The following is a 22,239-nucleotide window of genomic DNA, read 5'->3' as shown; positions in this document are numbered from 1 at the left end:
CTTTTTAGATAGCTTTCGCTTCGTTATGTAATAAATCGATGAGCTCGTCTACAGTGTCTACAAGCTTTACGGCTCCTTTTGGCGCTGGCTTTTCAAAAGCAACAGCAGTAGTTTCGGTTGCTGCTCCAGCAGGTTCAACAACGCTTAATGGTTTTTTACGAGCCATCATAATACCTCTCATATTAGGTATACGTAGGTCACTCTCTTCTACAAGACCTTTTTGACCTCCTATAACAAGTGGTAATGATGTTGTTACAGTTTCTTTACCACCATCTATCTCACGCGTAGCTGTAGCATTTGTGCCATCTACTTCTAGTGATATACACGTGTTTACAAAGTTTGCTCCAGTAAGACCTGCAAGCATACCTGGTACCATACCACCATTATAATCTATAGACTCACGTCCTGCGATTACAAGGTCATAACCACCGTCTTGTACTACTTTTGCAAGTTCTTTGGCAACTTGAAAACCATCTTTTGCTTCTGTGTTAACACGTATAGCTGTATCTGCACCTATAGCAAGTGCTTTACGAAGTGTAGGTTCTGTTTCTGGTCCTCCTACGTTTACCACGTCTACAGAGGCACCTTGTTTTTCTTTAAACCACATTGCTCTGGTTAATCCAAACTCGTCATTTGGGTTGATCACAAACTGAACACCATTAGTATCAAACTTGGTGTCTCCTTCAGTAAAGTTAATTTTTGAAGTCGTATCAGGTACGTGACTGATGCACACTAATATTTTCATAGAATTTGTTTTTTATAAAGATAAAGGTACGCTTTCGCGAAAGCGTAAACTCGTACTATTTCGTTATCGTTACAAAAATAAGGTAAAAAACTATATTTTACTATGCGTGCATAGTAAAATTTTGCAAAATTCTCATTTTTTGAGGTTTCTGAATTGCTTATTTTTGTGATTACGTAAAAAACGATTATTAATTAGGTGATTAAGGCGATGCTTTAAAGAGCCTTTGCAAATTAACCCACTAGTGGGTAACTTATATGAGAACAATCCAGTTTAGAGAAGCCGTTTGTGAGGCTATGAGTGAAGAAATGCGTCGTGACGCATCTGTTTATTTAATGGGAGAAGAAGTAGCCGAATATAATGGTGCTTACAAAGCCTCAAAAGGAATGCTAGACGAGTTTGGTGCAGATAGAGTTATAGATACTCCTATTGCAGAGCTTGGTTTTGGAGGTATAGGTGTAGGTAGTACTATGACGGGTTGTCGTCCTATTGTGGAGTATATGACCTTTAACTTCTCACTGGTAGGTATTGATCAAATTATAAATAATGCCGCAAAAATAAGACAGATGTCTGGTGGGCAATTTTCTTGTCCTATTGTTTTTAGAGGACCTACAGCATCTGCAGGTCAACTAGGAGCAACGCACTCTCAAGCTTTTGAAAACTGGTTTGCAAACACACCTGGTCTTAAAGTAATTGTACCATCTAACCCTTATGATGCAAAGGGACTACTTAAAGCAGCGATACGTGATAACGACCCTGTAATCTTTATGGAGTCTGAGCAAATGTATGGTGATAAAGGTGAGGTGCCAGATGGAGAGTATGTATTACCTATAGGTGTTGCAGATATTAAGAGAGAGGGAACAGATGTAACTATCGTTTCTTTTGGAAAAATTATAAAAGAGGCTTACAAAGCAGCAGACCAACTGGCAGAAGATGGTATTTCTTGCGAGATTATCGATTTACGTACGGTACGCCCGCTAGATAAGCAAGCTATCTTTGACTCAGTAAAGAAAACTAATAGACTTGTAATACTTGAAGAGGCTTGGCCTTTTGGAAACGTATCTACAGAGATAAGTCACCAGGTACAAGAGCACTGTTTTGATTACCTAGATGCACCTATACAAAGAATTAACACGGCAGATACACCTGCCCCTTACTCACCAGTACTACTTAAAGAGTGGTTGCCTAACAGCGATGATGTTGTAAAGGCTGTCAAAAAGGTGATGTACAGATAAGCTTTCGCGAAAGCGTACTATATTTGACCCCTTTCTACCTAAGAGAGGGGTTTTTTAATTAATGTGTATAAAATAACATCTCATACAGAATAATACATATTCTAAACGTTATAGGGTAATCATTGTAACCCTACTGAATGATATGTATCAACGCACAAATAGAATTAATAGATGAAACATAATTTACTTTTCTTCCTTATTACGCTTTTTACGGTGGCTATATCTTATGGTCAGACTAAAGTGAGTGGAGAAGTTTTTGACACGCAGGGAAATGCATTACCATTTGTAAATGTCGTTTTTATGGGTTCAAATGAGGGAACTATTACAAACGAGAATGGTCGCTTTTACCTCGAGTCTGATGCTACGTGGGAGCAAGTGCGATTTTCTTTTATAGGATTTTCAAACCTTATTGTGGACTTAGAGCAAAAGGTCAACTACGAGATGAAAATCACGCTAGAAGAAGAGGCTGGGGCGCTAGATGAGGTTGTAATCTTTACGGGTAAAACAGATAAAAAGAACAACCCTGCTGTAGATATACTGCGCAAGATATGGGCAAATAAAAGAGAGAACGGACTCAAACAGTTTAAGCAATACCAGTATGATAAGTATGAGAAGCTAGAGTTTGACCTTAACACCATAGACAGTGCCCTTATAAATAGCCGTCTCTTTAAAGGGATGGAATTTATATTTGACCAGACAGATACTTCAAATGTGACGGGTAAAACCTATCTACCCATTTTTGTAAACGAAGCCGTATCAAAAGTTTATGGAGATAACGAGATTAACAAAGTAAAAGAAGAGCTGCTAGGTAATAAAAACAGCGGTTTTAGCGAGAATCAAACAGTTATAGGTTTTGTAAAAGATCTGTACAGTGATTATGATATCTACCAGAACTACTTACAGTTTTTTGATAAGAGTTTTACAAGTCCGCTATCGCGCACAGGGATACAAACCTATAATTATGTACTCTCAGATAGTGCCTACATAGATAATAAATGGTGTTATAATATCATTTATTATCCACGTCGTAAAAACGAACTCACCTTTAAAGGAGACTTCTGGGTAAACGACTCAACCTGGGCAATTAAGGAGATTAATATGCAGCTCTCAAAAAGTGCAAACATAAACTGGGTCAAAGAAATCTATATGGAGCAAGAGTTTGATATCGTAAACGATACTACGTTCTTACTCTCACGAGATTATTTCTTGTCAGACTTTGCTTTTAATAAAAAAGAGCAATCTAGAGGAATGTACGGTAAGCGTACGACCCTATATGATAACTATGAGTTTGATAAAAAACTAGACAAAGATTATTACGACAAGGAAGTCTATAACTACGATAAGGATATTTATAATCGTGGCGATGAGTTTTGGGAAGAGAATAGAAAAGAAGAACTGAGCAAAGACGAGCTAGGTGTTTATAAAATGCTCGACACGCTTAAAACGGTTAAGAAATTTAGAAATCTCTATAATGCAGGCTCTGTACTAGCCTCTGGTTATTATGAGATCCCAAGTCTCAATTTTGATTACGGCCCTATATTTTCAACCTTTGGGTTTAACGAGGTAGAAGGTTTACGTGTACGTACAGGTGGTAGAACTTATTTTTCTCAAAACGATCCCTGGCGTCTAGAAGGTTTTCTAGCTTATGGTTTTAAAGACAAAAAAGGAAAATTTGGTATCTCTGGTAAGTGGCTTTTAGATAAAAAGAGTAGACTTATTATCTCTGGCGGTTACCGTCAAGATGTAGAGCAAATAGGGGCGAGCCTTACCACTTCAAGAGATGTGCTAGGTAGAAATCTTGCCTCATCATCTCTAGTAAACACAGCGACTAATGATAAGCTCACTTCTATAAAACTGGCAAACGTAGCAGCAGAGATAGAGGTGGTGCGCAACCTGCAAGTACGAGCAGATTTCTCACTGCGCACGCTCGAGTCTGCCTCAGAGACCTTTAGTCTAGACTACTTTACAGATGCCACACAAACCACCACCACAGGTGAGCTTAAACAAGCAGAGGTGGTTCTTACTACTATCTGGGAGCCAGGTAAAAAGACCTCAGGTTTTGGCGTAGAGCGACGCGTTACAAACGAGTGGTTCCCTAGCTTTTATGCGAGTTACACACGTGGGCTAGAGGGTACGCTAGACAGTGATTTTGGGTACGATAAGTTTCAATTTTCTGCTCGTAAGGCAATACGTGTAGGAGGTCTAGGTACACTTACCGCTTCTACAGAGGTAGGTAAAACCTTTGATGAGGTGCCACTGGCATTATTAAGTCCAGTGCCAGGTAACCAGTCACTGTTCTCAATATTCAACACCTTTAGCCAGCTCAATTTTTATGAGTTTACTACAGATGAGTATGCATCACTACAGCTAGAACATAACTTTGGAGGAAGAATCTTTAACCGTATTCCTTTCTTAAAAGGGTTAAACCTCAGAGAGATTATAGGCGTGCGTGGTATTATAGGTAATATATCACAGGCTAATATTGACCTTAACAGACCTGCCTTTGAGAGTCTTCTCTTTGCAGAGGGAGATCCAGTAACCGCCATCACACCATCTATGATTGCTCCATCTATGGAACCGTATTATGAGTACAGCATCGGGGTAGGTAATATCTTTAAGGTGTTTCGTATAGATGTAAACTTTAGAGGAAACTATAACTTCTTGCCAGATGCTCGTAAGATAGGAGTCACGGGTAGCTTTGGATTCTATTTTTAATTTGTTATTTACGCTTTCGCTTAAGTAGTATTGCCGTCAGAGATGTTTATTTAAGTTAATGACATTAATAAAAAAATAGAACAATAAACAGATTATCTCGTTGTGAAAACATTCAAGGTGGCACTTTAATCAGTATCACCTTTCTTTTTTAAACCGCGGTACGAGTAACTACCTAACCTAATCTTAACACGTATTCCTTTGGTGATAACGCTTTTACAGCGTATTTTTGCACCCCGAAAGATATTTTTTGGCAAGCTGCTGTTTATAATTAATTGAATTTCAGCTATTTAAAATTTAGCTTTCGCGAAAGCGCAATACTAACTACACAAATTAGTGTTCAAATATTAAGAGATTTTTTAATAGGAGGGAGCATAATTTGTTTTTTTATAATGATATGACAGCAGAAAAAGTAAAAACATTTGACGTTTTAATCGAAATCCCAAAAGGGAGTCGTAACAAATATGAGTATGATTTTGAGCTAAAGAAAATACGTTACGATCGTATGATCTTTTCTTCTATGATGTACCCTGCAGATTACGGTTTTATACCAGAAACTCTTGCACTAGATGGAGATCCTCTTGATGTACTTGTTCTTGTAACAGAGCCTACTTTTCCTGGATGTGTAATTGAGGTAAAGCCTATAGGAGTTTTCCATATGGCAGATGAAAAAGGACCAGACGAAAAAGTTATCTGTGTACCAGTAACAGATCCAAGTGCAAGTAAGCTTGAAGACTTATCTGATTGTAACCCACACCTTATAAAAGAGATTGAGCACTTTTTCCAAGTGTACAAAGACCTTGAAGAGAAAAAAGTAGACGTAGGTGGATGGGGAGACGTACACGAAGCTAGAGAAATTGTAGCAAAGTGTTACCAGAGATTCCAAGAGTCTGATGTACCACGTAGCGAAGTGAGTATTTACTAAGACTCACAGTATAAACGAATTAGCCTAGAAGCCGTAACGCATCGCGTTGCGGCTTTTTTTATGCAATCACATTTTTTGTATGTTATTGATTGTGAGTTATTTGTGATTTAGGTGGATTTTGCTACTTTAGTATCATCTAATATTTTAAGAATTTTTTTAAGAAATTCTCACTAAAACCAAACAAAATTTATGGAATCAATGATGATTTACGTGCCGATTGTATTGGCCCTTCTTGGGCTTGTCTATATGATCATAAAGCAATCTTGGGTTATGAAGCAAGATGCTGGTGATGGTAAGATGAAAGAAATATCTGATCACATTTATGAGGGGGCGCTCGCTTTTTTAAATGCCGAGTATAAACTGCTTACCATATTTGTAATTATTGTAAGTGTATTACTTGCTATTGTGTCTTATGTAGTGCCTACCACGCACTGGCTTATTGTTATTGCATTTGTATGCGGTGCTGTATTTTCTGCCTTTGCAGGAAACATAGGGATGAAAATCGCTACCAAAACAAATGTGCGTACCACTCAGGCGGCGCGCACTAGCTTGCCTAATGCGCTTAAAATCTCTTTTGGCGGAGGTACGGTGATGGGGCTTGGAGTTGCTGGTCTTGCAGTACTTGGTCTTACAGCATTCTTTATCTTTTTCTTCCATTTCTTTATGGGTGGTGAGTGGACAAATACGATGGATATGACCATTGTATTAGAAACACTAGCAGGATTCTCTCTAGGTGCAGAGTCTATTGCACTTTTTGCTCGTGTAGGCGGTGGTATTTATACCAAAGCTGCAGATGTGGGAGCAGACCTTGTAGGTAAGGTAGAAGCTGGTATACCAGAAGATGATCCTCGCAACCCTGCAACTATTGCAGATAACGTGGGAGATAATGTAGGAGACGTAGCAGGGATGGGGGCAGACTTATTTGGATCATATGTAGCAACCGTGCTAGCAGCAATGGTACTAGGTAATTATGTGATAAAAGATATGGGAGGTAGCATTTCAGACGCTTTTGGAGGTATTGGTCCTATATTGTTGCCTATGGCTATAGCAGGTGTGGGTATTATTATATCTATTATAGGTACAATGCTTGTTAAAATTAAGAGTAACGATGCAAAGGAGTCTCAGGTTATGGGTGCTCTTAATATAGGTAACTGGACTTCTATAGTGCTTGTGGCAGTAGCTTGTTTTGCACTATGTAAATGGATGCTTCCAGAAACGATGCGAATGGAATTCTTTGGAGAAGGAGTGCAAGAAATCTCATCTATGCGCGTTTTTTATGCGACTATAGTGGGGCTAGTTGTGGGAGCTGTGATTTCTTCTGTGACAGAATATTATACTGGTCTCGGTAAAACGCCTATTCTCAAAATTGTACAACAATCAAGTACAGGAGCAGGAACTAACATTATTGCAGGTCTCGCTACGGGTATGATCTCTACATTTCCATCGGTACTATTATTTGCCGGTGCGATCTGGGCGTCATATGCATTTGCCGGTTTTTATGGGGTGGCTCTAGCAGCCTCTGCAATGATGGCTACTACAGCGATGCAACTTGCGATAGATGCCTTTGGACCAATCTCAGATAATGCAGGTGGTATAGCAGAGATGAGTGAGCAGGAGCCTATCGTGCGTGAACGCACAGATATTCTAGATTCTGTAGGTAATACTACGGCGGCTACAGGAAAAGGATTTGCGATTGCCTCTGCAGCGCTTACATCGCTCGCATTATTTGCGGCTTATGTAACCTTTACGGGAATAGACGGTATTAATATTTTTAAAGCACCTGTACTCGCAATGCTCTTTGTAGGAGGAATGGTTCCAGTGGTATTTTCTGCACTTGCGATGAATGCCGTAGGAAAAGCAGCTATGGAAATGGTACAAGAAGTACGTCGCCAGTTTAAAGACATACCAGGTATAATGGAAGGAACTGGGAAACCAGAATATGATAAATGTGTGGCTATATCTACACAGGCTTCACTTAAAGAAATGTTGCTGCCAGGTATTTTAACCATTGGTTTTCCGCTCGTGATTGCTTTCTTGCCGCTTGCCTTTGGGATGAATCGTCTTGCTATTGCAGAGATGCTAGGAGGGTATATGGCCGGCGTTACAGTAAGTGGTGTGTTATGGGCAATTTTTCAGAACAATGCTGGAGGTGCCTGGGATAATGCAAAAAAATCTTTTGAGGCAGGAGTAGAGATTAACGGTGAGATGACTTACAAGGGCTCTGATGCTCATAAAGCTGCTGTTACTGGTGATACGGTAGGAGATCCTTTTAAAGATACATCTGGACCGTCTATGAATATACTTATAAAACTTACCTGTCTTATCGGTCTTGTGATTGCACCTATACTAGGCGGTCATACAGATGATGGTCTGGCTATTACTACAGAAGATGGGACTGTGGTCGCAATTACTCAAGATGGACGTATTAAAGAAACACGCGAGGTGCAAAAAGAAGTTCGCTTTGCTATGGCAGAGCGTGATGGGCAGTTTGTAGGAACAGTAACTATTACGACAGATGATAATGGTGAGATGAGTACTGAGGTAAAAGAGTTTACAGGTACAGAAGCTGAGGTAAAAAAGCAAATGGACGCCTTTGAAGCATCACTTCGCAATAAATAGTTTATATACTAGCTATTACGTATAACGAGGTGAGTCTTATAGGCTCACCTTTTTTTATGACATTCACATACCTTAACAAAGGTTTACAATGGTGTTATGAGAGCTGCAGCTGTTTATGCGGTAATTTTATGTAAAAATTAAAATTATGTTGTTACCAAAAACACAAGTTCCCTCACTGGAGCTTCCATTAATAAATGATACTAACTGGAAACTGAGCGATCAAAACGCAGAAAACTTTACGCTTTTAGTTTTTTATAGAGGACTACATTGTCCCGTATGTAAAAAACAACTTGAAGAGCTTTCTCAAAAACTAGATAAGTTTGTAGATCGCGGCATTAATGTCGTAGCTGTAAGCGCAGATACAGAGAAGAGAGCAAAAATAGCAGGTGAAGATTGGGATATAGAAGGACTACCAGTAGCATATAATCTATCACTAGAGAAAGCAAGAGAGTACGGATTGTTTATTTCTGAAGCGGTTTCAGATAAGGAGCCAGACTTCTTTACAGAGCCAGGTCTCTTCTTGATAAAACCTGACGGAACACTGTTTTTCTCAAGCGTACAGTCTATGCCTTTTGCAAGACCACACTTTGACGATATTTTAGGAGGGATAGATTTTATTATGAAAAAAGATTACCCTGCTAGAGGAGAGGTAAAAGGAATTCCTCAAAATGCGTAAGATTTATAGACATATCTCTACTAAAAAGTGCATTACTATAGTTGTGCACTTTTTTTATGAAGCTATTATTTTTACACTTTCAGTTTACTGAAGTTTATACTGAGCTTGCCGAAGTGCGAAAGCGTAATACTAACCAATACATCGTACAATGTTCTTTTCTAAAAAACAAGATCCTATACAAATAGACGGGTACCAGTCTTATGGAACTATAAATCACTTATACCTCATAGGTCGGGCTTTAGAGCACGAAGGAGTAGATCTAAAGAAAAAGGGTGTGCTCGCTGCTTTTAAAAATGCCTATAAACAGTTTGCTACAGATGAGTTGCGTCACACAAAACTCAAAGTGACTTTGCCAGATGGAGCTGTCTTTTATACCACCACAGATGCCGAAGGATATTTTAAAATAGATGAGGAGGTATACGGCTTAGATAAGATGACTAATAGTGAGGGATGGCTCCAGCTTACCGTGAGCTTTGATGATGTAAAAAAGGATGTGGTGCTTATGGGAGAAAATAAGTTTGCTATAGAGATGCTTATTCCTTCAGAAAATGCGTCTTATGGAGTCATAAGTGATATAGATGACACGATATTACATACGGGAGTAGCGTCGCTTCTTAAGTGGAGAGTGATTGTAAATACACTTTTTAAAGATGTAGGTAGGCGTACATCGCTAGAGGGAGCTCCTTCTTTATATCAAAAGCTACATAGAGGAACTTCTGGAGCAGATGCAAACCCAATGTTTTATGTGAGTAACAGCCCTTGGAATTTATATAACTACCTAGAATCTTTTGTGAGGAATCAAAATTTCCCGAAAGGGCCTATATTATTAAGAGATTTTAGAGGGCCATTTGAGAAAACTCCAAAACCAGAAAAGCCGCACAAGCAGCACGAGATTAGAAATATATTAAACACCTATCCAGACTTGAAATTTGTGCTTATAGGTGATAGTGGAGAGCACGATGTAGATATTTATCTAGAAGTAGCAAAGGAGTATCCAGAGCAAATACTAGCGGTGTACCTGCGTAGTGTGAAGCATAAGAAAAAGGTAATGCGTGTAAAAAGTGTACTTGCACAGTATGAGACCACGCCAGCAGTACTAGTAGAAAAAAGTTCCTTTGCAGAGGAGCACGCAAGATTTATAGGTCTTATAGCATAAAGCATAAAAAAACGGCTACTTAATTTAAGTAGCCGTTTTTGTTTGTGTAGTTAAAATGTGTTTTGACTATTGTCTTGCAAAACGTAATTCACTAGTAAATGTAGATGTGCCATCTGCCTCTACATCTGTGCTTTCAAATAATAGTCTAAGCTGGCTGTCGTTAAATAAAGTAACATCTCCAGTCTCACCATCTATAGTAAGTGTCTGGTTTGTATCATTTACAGAATAATTACCTGTATCTGAGTTTGTGATAATCTCAGTTTCTTCTACAGGGTCGTTACTTTCTAATTGAGTTGTTCTTGTAACACGGTATTGGAAGTTTACAGTATAAGTCCCGTTTGCGTCAAAAACAATATTTGATGTTCCAAATGTATCACCTACCTCACTTATCGTTGTAGTAGCTGTACCACCTGTAACTTCTTCTTGTATTACCTCTTCACTCTCGTAAAAGTTTAAGTTGTAAGTTCCGGCAAGTAGTGCAGGTGTGAGTGTTGGTCCTGCTGGCTCAGAAGAGTCGTCGTCATTGCTACAAGATATAGTCATCACAGAAATTGCCATAACTAAAAATAGAGTAATCTTTTTCATAATATAGTTTAAGTTTAAAAACGCGCAAATCTAGTTTATAAAAACAGAACTAGAAAGAATTTTCTTATTGAATATGTATTTGTGATTAATTATAAATGGCTGTTGTTGAGCTGTGTATATAATACTAAACCTTAGTAAACGTTAATTCTTGACTATAGGTGTTTTCGTAGTATTCGGTTTCTTCATATTGCTCAAAATAAATTGTAAGTTCACCATTATTGAGTAGGGTTGCTTCATATTCTCGACCATTAAATAAAACTTTCTGATCTCCAGTAATCGTATAATCTCCCGCAGAAGCATCTGAATAATCTACGTTATCTGTTATGTAGGTAAAGCCGTTCAAAGCATACTTTTCGGTAATTACGTAGTTATAATTAAATGAATAATCGCCAGATTCTGTAAAGGTGATATTTGAATTCCCAAGAGTAAGGTGTTCTCCTATAATTGATTCAGTATATGTACCATCTTCTGTCTCCAATAATGTTATATCTAGTGAATTATAAGCTGTTAACTCATAAGTGCCGCTTAATGAGGCTGTGGTAATAGCAACTTCTTGTAATGATGAGTTGTCGTCATCACTACTACAAGATAAAAAGGTTACAAGGATTGCTAGAACTACTAGTTTGGTAATAAATTTCATAATGTTTGATTTTTGATTGAAGCTCAAAAATTATCAAACACCCTGCCAAACTTAGATATTATTAAACTTTATGTTAAAAAAGTCCGTTTAACTCAGCATCTATTCTATTGATGATATCTCCTAGATCTTCTGGATTATCTACAAAGTCAAGATTATCTACATCTATAATAAGAAGCTTTCCTTTGTCATAACCGTGTATCCACGCCTCGTAGCGTTCATTAAGACGGCTTAGGTAATCTATAGATATAGAGTTTTCATAGTCTCTGCCACGCTTGTGTATTTGCGATACAAGGTTTGGGATAGAGCTGCGCAGGTAAATCATAAGGTCTGGTGCATCTACTACACTCTCCATAAGGTCAAAAAGCGACTTGTAGTTGTTGTAATCTCTATTAGTAAGCAAGCCCATCGCGTGCAGGTTAGGCGCAAATATGAATGCGTCTTCATAGATAGTACGGTCTTGTATAATAGATTTATTGCTATCGCGTATCTCTAGTAATTGTCTAAAACGGCTATTTAAAAAGTAAATTTGCAGGTTAAAAGACCAGCGCTCCATCTCGTTATAAAAATCATCTAGATAAGGGTTATCTACCACGTCTTCAAACTGTGGAGTCCACTTAAAATGTTTTGCGAGAAGTTTAGTCAGTGTCGTTTTACCGGCACCAATATTACCGGCGATGGCGATGTGCATAGTTAAGGTTGTTTAGCTAGTTTGAGACGGAAAGCAGTGAGCTTTTTATCACTGTAAATATAGAGACTTTCCCCTTTTAAAGAAAGCTGTTTTATAGATAAATCTAATGTTTCTATAACTCCTACAGCAGCAGTATCATTAGGTTTGTAATAGAGCTTCTTATCTGCATAAAGTATAAAAGCACCTTTGTCTTGTGACATAAGCTGGCTTTCAGGACTTTCTATCTTCTCTATAAAACTTCCATAATTATTGTAGTAAAAAACACCATCTTTAGTACTCACCCAGGCAAAGTTAAAGTTGGTCATAAGCGTTGTGGCATTATGTGCCATAGGGGGAAACTGAGTAAGAACCTTTTGAGTATTCCAGTCAAAAATTTCTAACTGTTGTAAATCTGTACTAAAAATCCAGAATCGCCTATCACTTGCCGTACGCACGTGGCTTACATTTCTAAAGTTTTCTATCGTAGAGAAGTTTACACGTGTGATCTCGTTAAGTGTGTTGTCAAGAATGACAGCTGTGTTTGAGCTTTCATAAAACAAGGTAATTCTAAGCGGGTTGAGCACATCTACCGAAGTTAACGCACCCAGTTGCAATGCCGAAAATTGATACTCATTTTGCACATCAGTTTTATATAATATATCACCTTTAATGTGGTAAAGGGCATTAAAAGCATCTACAGCGATAAAGATGTCTGTGTCTAGTGTGACCTCATTGATCTTCTCTAGGGAGTAGCTCTGGCTTGTAACTGTGATAGAAGCAAGAAATAATAGTATATAAATCAGTTTGTGCATTAGTAAGCAAAGTACAAAAATCTAGCCGTTATAGTTAATACCTTTGTAATGTGAGAAAAGAGATAAAAAATAGAGAAGACGTATATAAGCTGGTTACCACTTTTTATGGTCGCATACGTAGTGATGTTTATCTGGGACCTATTTTTAATAAACACGTTACAGACTGGCCACACCACTTTGAGCATCTCACAGATTTTTGGGAAGGTAACCTGTTTCAAAAGCGCATTTTTACAGGAAGACCTTTACAAGCTCACAAACGTGTAGATAGAGATGAGGGTTACACTATAAATGAGCAACACTTTGGCGTTTGGCTCAATCACTGGGTACAAACGGTAGATGAATTATATGAAGGGGACCTTGCAGAGATGGCAAAGTTTAGAGCTCGTAAGATTGGAACTTTCTTTCTAGTAAATATGTTTCAGGCAAAACCAGAAGTGGAATAATTACGCTTTCGCGAAAGCGTAACACAGCAATTACTACTTTGAGAGCTAAATATAAATCTAGCACAGCAATTTATAACCATAGCCACGCACGTTTACAATCTCAACCTGAGGGTCGTCTTTGAGTTTTTTGCGAAGTTTTGTGATAAAGACATCCATACTACGTGCGTTGAAAAAATCATCATTGCCCCATAGCTTTTTTAAGATCAGGCTACGGTCCAGCACTTGATTCCTATTTTTTACCAGATTAAAAAGAAGATGGGCTTCTCTATGTGTGAGACGGGTGACGTGATTATTGTAATGCAATTCTTGCCTTGGAAAGTCGAAGCTGTAGTTACCCACCTTAAGCACCTCTGACTTTTTTTGTTGTGCAGAGCGATTCAATAAGTTTTTAATACGCACGATGAGTTCTTCCATACTAAAGGGTTTTTTTAGGTAGTCATTACCACCTATGCTAAACCCCTCTACAACATCTGCTGGTTGAGACTTTGCTGTGAGAAATATAATGGGGATTTCATCATTTATAGCTCTTACTTCTTTGGCTAGTGTAAAACCATCCATCTTAGGCATCATTACATCGAGTACAAGTATGTCTGGAGTGGCTTGTTTAAATTTTTTAAAAGCAATCTCACCATCTTGACATAGTGTGACGGTAAAGTCCCTAGTCTCAAGGCTCTCTTTTACAATCTGGCCTAGCGCAGGCTCATCTTCGGCGAGTAGTAGATTTATTTTAGACATAAGGCAGTGTGATTTTAAAAGTGGTAGGTTGAGTTTGTACGGTGATATTACCACTGTGTTTTTCTATAATGGTCTTTGTATAGTAGAGACCTATACCAAAACCTTTTACGTCGTGCTTATTTCCCTTTGGTACTCTGTAAAACTTATCAAAAATGTGTTGAGCTTGTTGTTTTGTAAGCTTGTTACCACCGTCTGCGATGGTGATTTGTATATTTTCTTTTGTGCTGTTAAGGGCTATTTCTATGGTATCTCCGCCATATTTTATGGCGTTATCTATAATATTATCTAGCGCGTTTTCTAGGTGAAAAACATCTATAGATGCACTTGTATTTCTGTCTTGGGTGGTAAAGGTTAGTGTCTTGCCATTTGTGGTTTCTTGATGTGATTGTGTGATGTGCTCAAGTAGCTCAGCGAGGTTAGCCTCTTGTTTATTAAGTTCTAAAGCTTCGCTGTCTAATGTGGCGGTCTCAAGTAGCTTCTCAACCATCGTGTTGAGTTTTGATACTTGCTGTGATGACATCTCAAGATACTTTTTTGTTTTCTCTTTACTGTCTGCCTCATTAAAGTGTTGTATACTCTCTATAGCTACACCTATGGTGGCTATGGGGGTTTTAAACTCGTGGGTGATGTTGCTTATAAAGTCATTTTTAATCTCGGCAAGTTGTTTTTGCTCTTGTATAATTTTGAGGAGATAGAGTAAACTAGCTATTACAGCACCTACTAGTAGTAGGGAGAGGAGCATCCCTAGTAAATTACGTTGTAAAACGATACTGGCTACATTTTTAAAACCTACGGCTAGGCTACTCTTCTTGGGGAGCAAATTTGAGGTAGAGACGATAGCAAGATCGTGATTATTGAGTGTATGTATGGTATCACTTTCTGTTGCGTTGTAAGCAATAGTATATTGTGTGTTGTTGAGGTTTTTTCGCGTAAGCTCTAGGTTAATAAGGCTATCTAGGGTAGGCACGTTTATCTTATCATCTTTAAATGATAAAACTATACTCGTTGTAAGGTCTGTAAGTGCTTCAAGTCTATCTGGTAATGCTGTTTGTGAAGAGTCTATTACCTGTTGTGAGGTAAGTAGGTTGTTTTTTATTCTTTTTGAAAGTACTTCTACTGCTTTCTCACTTTCGCCAAAAACTTTAAAAGTAGTATGACTGCTCGATGTAGGTGAGTTGCGTTTAAATTCTTGAGCATATGTGGTATCTACCTTAACAACACGACTTGCAAAAATGCTGTCTAGTTCTGTTGGGCTTGCACCTTCCACTATAATGTTATCATCATTATTAGTCTCTTCTATTTTAATACTATTTATAGTAAGACCACTGTCTACACGCTTACCTAGATTCTGCATTTTATCTGATTTAAAAAATAAATCTAGATTTTGATCGTCTCCCAGAAATCCTATAGTGTTAGAAGCCGTGATACCTTCATAATAAGCGCTTACAGCATTATCAATACTGGTTTGCATATCACGTTTGAGCTGTGCTTTTCCCACCTCATAATTTTTATAATTCCAGTAAATCTGCACTGCGAGTGTGCATATTATGACGGCGCTTATAAAGTACAATATGGTTTTATAATGTCTTTCTTGCATAGTTCAAATGTAGTGGGTTAACTAGCTGTTACCAAATCGCTTAACACTCGTTAACGCTTGTTAACTCAAATAGCCAAAGATGTTCTCCATATTTGTACTGTTCAATACAACAAACATTTTAAAATCAATCTATTATGAAAACGATCATCACAATTATTCTAACATTACTAACGAGTATTTCCTTTGCTCAAGAAAAAGAGTTGAAGCTCGAAGTGTCTCAAGAATTTAAAGAAGAACTAAAAGAGGCGCTCACAGTTCTTTCTGAAAAGCTTGAAGATGTAGAACGCAATGAGTTCTTTTCAAAGTCAGATATTGTAAAATTACAGACTAAGATGGAAGAGGTAAGTCAGAAAATAAGTTACACTCTCGAAAAAGAAGATGTTACTCTAGATAGTCTGAATGCTAAGGTCACAAAAAAAATAAAATTTACCATAAATCTAGATGAAGATGATCAGGCCTCACTCGCCGGGCTCACTAAGAAGGACTTAAGTAACATTGAGAGAAAACTTTCAGAAGCGGCACGCATATTTGAAAAAAGCCCATCCTTTTTAGAACTAAAATCTAGGCTTGAAAAGCTAGAGCAACAAAATAAAAAGAATAACAAATAACATAAAAACTATGAAATCTATAACCAAAACTTTACTAGCGCTTGTGATGGTTTGCGCTTTCGCGAAAGCGTACTCACAACAAGTATCTGGAGTGGCAACATACCAAACGCAACGTCATATAGAAATGAAGATGGATAGCACTTCGGGTATTACAAGCGATATACAGAAGACCTTACAAGAGCAGCTACGCAAGCAGTTTCAAAAAGAATACACACTCACCTTTGATGGTAAAAAGTCTTTGTGGAAAGAAAATGCAACATTAGACAAGCCACAAGCGCCTTCAAGTAGCGGGATACAAATTCAAGTATCTACTAGTAATGATGAGCTGTTTAATAATATAGAAGAGCAAAGCTTTACAAATAAGACCAATTTAATGGGAAAAGACTTCCTTATAGAAGACAGCTTAAAAAAGCCTGAGTGGAAACTTGAGAAAGAGATTAAAAATATAGGGCAATACACCTGTTTTAAAGCGACACTTACAGAAGAGAAGGAGACTATTAATATGGTTAATGGAGAAGAAACTGCCCCAACAAAAGAAACAAAAGTCACAACAGCCTGGTACACGCTAGACATACCTGTGCAGCAAGGGCCAGATCGTTTCTGGGGATTGCCAGGACTTATACTCGAAGTAAATGACGGTCAGATGGCTATGATGTGTACAAAGGTAGTGCTCAATCCAAGCGAAAAACTTAATATAATACCACCTACAAAAGGTAAAAAAGTAAGTGCAGATGAGTATGAAGAAATTTCTACAGCAAAAGCAAAAGAGATGATGGAGCGTTACCAAACCAAAGGTAAAAAAGGAGGTAATCACATCAGTATTGAGATACAGGGATAAATAATTTTTAACCCGTATTAAACTATTAGCTAGCTTTATAGTCTAAAATTTTAAACACAGATGTTATGAGTAAAGCTACCTTTTCTTTTTTAATGATTTGCACATTCCTTTTTTCGGCAGTGGTTACTGCCCAGGAGATTACTGGGATGGCTACTTACCAGAGCAAACGCACGGTAGATATGTCTAATTTTGGACGTCGTGGTCAGCAAATGAGCGAAGCTCAGAAAAAGCAAATGATGGAGCGTATGAAGCGCTTCTTAGAAAAAGAATATACACTAAGCTTTACAAAAGATGAGTCTTTTTATAAGGAAGAGGCAAAGTTAGAAACTCCAGGACAAGGTGGAGGAGGCCGTGGTTTTGGCGGTGGTTTTACACAAGGAGGTATTTATTCTAATCGTGCAAGTAATGACTATGCACGTGAGAATGATATGATGGGTAAAACTTTTCTTGTAAAAGACACCTTAAATAACCTTAACTGGGAGCTTGTAAAAGAAAGTAAGATGATAGGGCAGTATCCCGTTTTTAAGGCAGTTGCAACGCGCAGCCTTGAGACTAACCTGTGGTCTAGAATGGGGAGAAGAGCAAGAGAGTTGCAAGAAAAAAATGACTCTATAAAAAAGGCTGGAGGAACCGTTGCCGAAGAGGAGCCTAAGACTGAAGAAATCGTAGCTTGGTACACACCTATGATTCCTGCAAGTCACGGCCCAGACGAGTTTGGCGGGTTACCAGGTTTAATACTAGAGTTAAGCACAAGTAATACCACTATTTTATGCACAAAGGTGGTGTTAAACCCAAAAGAGCCTGTAACTATTGAGGCTCCTGTAAAAGGTAAGGAAGTAAGCCGCGAGGAGTACACAAAAATCCTTGAAGAAAAAGGAAAAGAAATGGCAGAGCGTTTCGGCAGAGGAGGAAGACGTGGTCAAGGCGGCGGCAGATTTTAGAAAGGATATCATCGCTTTCAGTTTGCTGTAGTCTATACAAAGCCTGCCGAAGTACGAAAGCGTAGGACTAACATTCATAATTATTTTATACACGACGACCCTTAATTGCTGGACGTTGAGGTGTAAAAAAACAACCAATCCAAAGATGAAAAATACCCAACTTCTTTTGGCAGTGCTGCTTGCATTGCCCAGTATTATTTTTGCCCAAAGTATGACACTTAAAGGTGTGGTTAAAGACAGCATAGGGAACCCGCTTGAGCTAGCAAATATTATTGCTACAAACAAAGCTGAAGGTACCTTAGAGTCTTACGGTATTACAGATCAATCTGGTAGATATAAGCTGGATCTTGCTACGGGTGTTACTTATGATCTTAAAGTTAGTTACTTGGGATTACAGTCTATACTAGAAGAGTTTACACCTGCCCAAGATGCAGATGAGGTAGTTAAAGATTTTGTACTTAAAGAGGACCCAAATCAGCTTGATAATGTAGAGCTTGTCTATGAGATGCCGGTTACTATAAAAGGCGATACCATTGTTTATAATACAGACAGTTTTACAAATGGTACAGAACGCAAGCTAGGCGATGTACTTAAAAAATTACCGGGTGTTGAGGTAAATGATGATGGTGAGATTGAGGTAGAAGGACAGGTTGTGAGCAAAGTGATGATAGAAGGGAAGGAGTTTTTTGACGGAGACTCTAAGCTAGCAACAAAAAATATACCTGCAGATGCACTCAAAAAAGTAGAAGTACTTAAAAATTATAATGAAGTAGACCAGATGCGAGGTTTGGGTAATGACCAAGATAATGTCGCGATAAACTTAAGACTTAAAGAAGGAAAGACTAATTTTTGGTTTGGTGATGTGACTGCCGGTCTAGGAGATGGTGAGAAGACGCGCTATCTGGGTAAGGCAAAACTGTTTTATTACAGCCCTAAGGGGAGTATTAATGTTATATCTAACTTTAATAATACGGGAGATGTTCCTTTTACTTTTCGTGATTATTTCAACTTTACAGGCGGTTTTAGAGGTTTTAATAGACGAGGTGGTACTGGATTTAATGTAAGCGATAGCGGGTTAGGCTTTTTGACTACTCAAAATAATAGAGCAAATGAGATTGAGTCTAATTTTGTAGCAGCAAACTTTACCTATGCAGCCTCACCTAAGTGGGACCTTAGCGGCTTTGCGCTACTAAGCGATAATAAAACCAATTTTGTAAATAACTCTCTCAACACATTTATCAATCAAGGGTTTACTCAAGGTTTTAATGAAGTGACAGACCAGCGCAACCAGCTGGGTATGGCAAAACTAAGCTCAAAATTTAAGCCTAATGCGAGCCTGCAGGTAGATTATGATGTACTGCTTAAAAAGTCAAAACAAACAGAATTTTCTGATGGCGCAAGTATTATTACGCAAGATGGAGAGACCACTACAGACATTGTAGACCAGAATAAGGAGAATGAACCATTTTCTATAAATCAAAATGCAAACGTTTATTATACGCTAGATGAGAATAACATATTCTCTGGTACCTTCCAGCATTTATATCAGGATGAAAATCCATTTTATAGTGCGTTATTATCTCAAGAGCCTTTTACGTCTCCTAACCCAGATGATCCAGATAATCCTTTTGAGGCCATAGATTTTACAGCAGGAGCAGACGGGCTTTTTGATATTAATCAAAATAAAAGCGTCATCTCAAACAAGCTTGACGCAAAGATAGATTACTACTATGTTCTTAATAATAAGAGTAATCTCAACTTTACACTAGGAACCACTTTGAGTCGTCAAGACTTTAATTCTAACTTATTTGAAATTTTAGAAAATGGTAGCAGTCAAGATTTCAACGAGACAGAAGATGGTACACCTATAGGTAATGATGTGCGTTTTAATTTTAGCGATGTGTTTTTAGGTCTTCATTATAAAATAAAGACTGGCATATTTACAATCACACCAGGGCTTACACTACATAATTATACTACTAAAAGTACACAACTAGGGAGCACAACAGAAGATAGTGAGTGGATGGTGCTACCAGATTTATATACTGTAGTTGAGTTTTCTCAAGGTAAAAGCCTACGTTTTAATTACCAGATGACTGCCCAGTATACAGACGTAAATAACTTTGCCGAAGGCTTGTTGTTTAATAACTACAACAGCCTCTTTAGAGGGAATCGAGATATAGAAAATGCCATCTATCACGACGTGAGTTTAAATTACTTTAGCTTCAGTATGTTCAACTTTACGAGTCTTTTTGGGGGTGTTAATTATAGCCGTCGTGTAGATCCTATTAAGACAGCCGGTGACTTTATAGGTATAAACAGAATATCAAGACCTGTAAATAATACAAATTTTGCAGACCAAACGGTAAGTGCAAATGCCCGCTTCTCAAAACGCTTTAAAAAGTGGAAGTTTAATGCGAGTGCAAGAGGTAGCTACAGTGATCTCAATAACATTGTAAATACAGAAGACCGTAATACAAAAAACTTAACCCAGAACTATACAACGAGTGCAGAGACTAATTTTAAAGAAGGTCCCAATTTTGAAATAGGATATAACTTTACGAGCACAAACTCAGATAACGGGGTGACAGATAGAACTTTCTTTACAAATAGACCCTTTGCAAATGCAGAGTGGAGTTTTGGAAAAGGATTTACAATTTCTGCAGACTGGAGCTTGTACAACTATGACGATAATGACGATAGTACAGAGATAGAAAACAGATATTCTTTCTTAGAAGCAAATCTGTACTATAAAAAACCAGAAAGTAAGTGGGAGTTTAGAATACAGGCCACAAACTTGCTAGATGTAGATGTGATAAGTACAAATAGTGTAAATGATTTTACCATCTCAAATACAGAGTATTTTGTGCAGCCTCGTATTGTAATGTTCACAGTACAGTATAGTTTGTAGTATATCTACAAGAAACACTTTTTAAAAGCGACTTCATTCTTTATGAGGTCGCTTTTACTTTTTTTAATTACTTTAGAAAAATGATACAAGAAACTTATGATAAAACACGGGTAATCAACTTCTCAGACGCTGTATTTTCTATCGTAATGACACTGCTTATTCTCGAGGTGGGTGTCCCTAGTATTGCAACACTTAATAAGTTGTCTTTTGGAGCCGTTCTTGCTAACAGAATACCAGATTTCATAGGTCTAGTGGTGAGTTTTTTAGTGAGTGCATTATATTGGATAGGTCACATTAAGTTAATGAAATTTGTAAGTGTGGTAACGGGTAAGCTACTGTGGATTAATATATTTTTCTTGCTCACCATCGTCTTACTTCCATTCTCAACAGCGATGTACGTAAATGGGTTTGATTACCCAGGTCCTTTTATGTTTTACTGTATCAATCTTGCGGTTATAGGTGTTTTTAACTTAATTATGACGCGCTATGTATATTACTCAGAAAATAAGAAAACAGGTTTTACCAGAGTACTGTATCGCTGGTACCGTGCAAGGGCTATAAATGTTTTAATAATTTGGGTTCTTGCCGCGCTCTGTACGCTGGTGTTCCCAATGTTTGCTCGAGTGATTTTTGTTTTTCTTTTTGTTGTTCAATTTCTTATTGATCGTCGTTTTAAGAAGAAAATGACACTTGCCGAGTAGTGTTAAAAATGTGGTAAGTATAAGGTTTACGCTTTCGCGAAAGCGTAACTTTAAACAAAAAAGCTATGAAATATCTCTTAGCCTTACTGATCACAACTACTATGAACACGACACCGCTCTCTTTTGATTTTGGAACTACTTGCAACACTTGTGGTGACTGGTTTGTCGTGCTTGATGGTGTGATGGGAGGATTATCTACGGGTAGTATTGAGCAAACTAAGGAAAGTATCATCTTTCGCGGAAGCGTAAGTCTTGAGAATAATGGTGGTTTTGCATCCTTGAGAACTCCTTACCAGTCGTATGATTTATCGAGTTATACGACCGTGACTGTGCGATATAAATCCACAGGGCAAGATTTTGGGCTCACGCTCAATAAGTATAAAAGATTCTGGAGGCCGAATTATAAAATAAACCTACCCATCACTCAAGGGGAGTGGAAAACCGTCACCTATAATCTCGCAGATTTTGGCACCTACAGATTAGGGCAACCTCTGGAAGGGCATCCCGATAAAGAAGATCTTGCAGATATTATACGTATAGGGCTAATTTCAAATACAAAAGCCGCAACAGATTTTGAGATCGAAGTTGATAAAATCATATTTGAGTAACTACATTTTTATCATTTCGAGCCTGTCGAGAAATCACATTGAACACATATGAGTGATAATATACAAAACAAAAAAAGGGAGCCACTAG

General features: G+C 37.9%; 20 protein-coding genes. 13 read left to right on the top strand and 7 right to left on the bottom strand.

The window, feature by feature from the left end:
• Positions 1 to 4: 4 nt before the first annotated feature.
• Positions 5 to 745: an electron transfer flavoprotein subunit beta/FixA family protein gene (locus Q0948_RS13600; protein ID WP_298353829.1), complete on the bottom strand. Its 741-nt coding sequence runs from the start codon at positions 743 to 745 to the stop codon at positions 5 to 7.
• 254 nt (positions 746 to 999) lie between these two features.
• On the opposite strand from Q0948_RS13600, the gene Q0948_RS13595 reads away from it, so the two are divergent.
• From Q0948_RS13595 to Q0948_RS13570, 6 genes are all read left to right on the top strand, one after another.
• Complete coding sequence (locus tag Q0948_RS13595) at positions 1,000 to 1,977, top strand: pyruvate dehydrogenase complex E1 component subunit beta (protein WP_021778037.1); 978 nt, start codon at positions 1,000 to 1,002, stop codon at positions 1,975 to 1,977.
• A gap of 171 nt (positions 1,978 to 2,148) precedes the next feature.
• Positions 2,149 to 4,692, top strand: a complete 2,544-nt coding sequence (locus Q0948_RS13590; protein ID WP_298353823.1) for a DUF5686 and carboxypeptidase-like regulatory domain-containing protein — start codon at positions 2,149 to 2,151, stop codon at positions 4,690 to 4,692.
• 394 nt (positions 4,693 to 5,086) lie between these two features.
• A complete protein-coding gene (locus Q0948_RS13585) occupies positions 5,087 to 5,614 on the top strand; it encodes an inorganic diphosphatase (protein ID WP_298353820.1) in 528 nt (175 codons plus the stop codon).
• A 189-nt stretch (positions 5,615 to 5,803) separates the two neighbouring features.
• The gene (locus Q0948_RS13580; protein ID WP_298353817.1) at positions 5,804 to 8,233 is read left to right on the top strand and encodes a sodium-translocating pyrophosphatase; all 2,430 of its coding nucleotides are present in this window, start codon (positions 5,804 to 5,806) and stop codon (positions 8,231 to 8,233) included.
• Between the two features lie 145 nt (positions 8,234 to 8,378).
• The gene (locus Q0948_RS13575; protein WP_298353814.1) at positions 8,379 to 8,909 is read left to right on the top strand and encodes a peroxiredoxin-like family protein; all 531 of its coding nucleotides are present in this window, start codon (positions 8,379 to 8,381) and stop codon (positions 8,907 to 8,909) included.
• 148 nt (positions 8,910 to 9,057) lie between these two features.
• Positions 9,058 to 10,065, top strand: coding sequence for an App1 family protein (locus tag Q0948_RS13570; protein ID WP_298353811.1), 1,008 nt, complete (start codon positions 9,058 to 9,060; stop codon positions 10,063 to 10,065).
• Between the two features lie 66 nt (positions 10,066 to 10,131).
• Here the strand turns inward: Q0948_RS13570 and Q0948_RS13565 are convergent, their stop codons facing one another.
• The 4 genes from Q0948_RS13565 to Q0948_RS13550 form a co-directional block, all read right to left on the bottom strand.
• Entirely contained in the window at positions 10,132 to 10,650 is a 519-nt protein-coding gene (locus Q0948_RS13565; protein ID WP_035325694.1) for a hypothetical protein, read from the bottom strand.
• Between the two features lie 124 nt (positions 10,651 to 10,774).
• Positions 10,775 to 11,290 carry a hypothetical protein gene (locus Q0948_RS13560; RefSeq protein WP_035325693.1) on the bottom strand — a complete coding sequence of 172 codons (516 nt, stop codon included), beginning with the start codon at positions 11,288 to 11,290 and terminating at the stop codon, positions 10,775 to 10,777.
• A gap of 73 nt (positions 11,291 to 11,363) precedes the next feature.
• Entirely contained in the window at positions 11,364 to 11,978 is a 615-nt protein-coding gene (locus Q0948_RS13555) for a deoxynucleoside kinase (RefSeq protein ID WP_021778044.1), read from the bottom strand.
• Positions 11,979 to 11,980: 2 nt separating this feature from the next.
• Positions 11,981 to 12,769 (bottom strand): hypothetical protein, encoded by a 789-nt coding sequence (locus Q0948_RS13550; RefSeq protein ID WP_298353804.1) that lies wholly within the window; start codon positions 12,767 to 12,769, stop codon positions 11,981 to 11,983.
• 50 nt (positions 12,770 to 12,819) lie between these two features.
• Here Q0948_RS13550 and Q0948_RS13545 point away from each other — a divergent pair, with 50 nt between their 5' ends.
• Positions 12,820 to 13,212: a group III truncated hemoglobin gene (locus Q0948_RS13545; RefSeq protein WP_298353801.1), complete on the top strand. Its 393-nt coding sequence runs from the start codon at positions 12,820 to 12,822 to the stop codon at positions 13,210 to 13,212.
• 57 nt (positions 13,213 to 13,269) lie between these two features.
• On the opposite strand, the gene Q0948_RS13540 is transcribed toward Q0948_RS13545, so the two are convergent.
• Together Q0948_RS13540 and Q0948_RS13535 are read right to left on the bottom strand one after the other, a co-directional pair.
• On the bottom strand, positions 13,270 to 13,947 hold the full coding sequence (locus Q0948_RS13540) for a response regulator transcription factor (RefSeq protein ID WP_298353799.1): 678 nt from the start codon (positions 13,945 to 13,947) through the stop codon (positions 13,270 to 13,272).
• Positions 13,940 to 15,544: a HAMP domain-containing sensor histidine kinase gene (locus Q0948_RS13535; protein ID WP_298353797.1), complete on the bottom strand. Its 1,605-nt coding sequence runs from the start codon at positions 15,542 to 15,544 to the stop codon at positions 13,940 to 13,942. Before Q0948_RS13535 ends, Q0948_RS13540 begins: the two co-directional genes overlap by 8 nt.
• Before the next feature lie 134 nt (positions 15,545 to 15,678).
• Here Q0948_RS13535 and Q0948_RS13530 point away from each other — a divergent pair, with 134 nt between their 5' ends.
• The 6 genes from Q0948_RS13530 (at position 15,679) to Q0948_RS13505 (ending at position 22,151) form a co-directional block, all read left to right on the top strand.
• Positions 15,679 to 16,152: a hypothetical protein gene (locus tag Q0948_RS13530; RefSeq protein WP_298353795.1), complete on the top strand. Its 474-nt coding sequence runs from the start codon at positions 15,679 to 15,681 to the stop codon at positions 16,150 to 16,152.
• A gap of 10 nt (positions 16,153 to 16,162) precedes the next feature.
• Positions 16,163 to 16,990 carry a GLPGLI family protein gene (locus Q0948_RS13525; RefSeq protein WP_298353793.1) on the top strand — a complete coding sequence of 276 codons (828 nt, stop codon included), beginning with the start codon at positions 16,163 to 16,165 and terminating at the stop codon, positions 16,988 to 16,990.
• Between the two features lie 65 nt (positions 16,991 to 17,055).
• Positions 17,056 to 17,931 carry a GLPGLI family protein gene (locus Q0948_RS13520; RefSeq protein ID WP_035334651.1) on the top strand — a complete coding sequence of 292 codons (876 nt, stop codon included), beginning with the start codon at positions 17,056 to 17,058 and terminating at the stop codon, positions 17,929 to 17,931.
• Between the two features lie 145 nt (positions 17,932 to 18,076).
• Complete coding sequence (locus Q0948_RS13515) at positions 18,077 to 20,842, top strand: carboxypeptidase regulatory-like domain-containing protein (RefSeq protein WP_298353790.1); 2,766 nt, start codon at positions 18,077 to 18,079, stop codon at positions 20,840 to 20,842.
• Positions 20,843 to 20,922: 80 nt separating this feature from the next.
• Positions 20,923 to 21,543 carry a TMEM175 family protein gene (locus Q0948_RS13510; protein ID WP_298353788.1) on the top strand — a complete coding sequence of 207 codons (621 nt, stop codon included), beginning with the start codon at positions 20,923 to 20,925 and terminating at the stop codon, positions 21,541 to 21,543.
• Between the two features lie 65 nt (positions 21,544 to 21,608).
• Entirely contained in the window at positions 21,609 to 22,151 is a 543-nt protein-coding gene (locus Q0948_RS13505) for a CIA30 family protein (RefSeq protein ID WP_298353786.1), read from the top strand.
• Positions 22,152 to 22,239 lie beyond the last annotated feature (88 nt).

It is taken from the genome of uncultured Dokdonia sp. (assembly GCF_947496725.1).
Classification (GTDB): Bacteria; Bacteroidota; Bacteroidia; order Flavobacteriales; family Flavobacteriaceae; genus Dokdonia.
The sequence above is the reverse complement of the archived record's forward strand: the minus strand, read 5'-3'. Positions and strand labels throughout refer to the sequence as shown.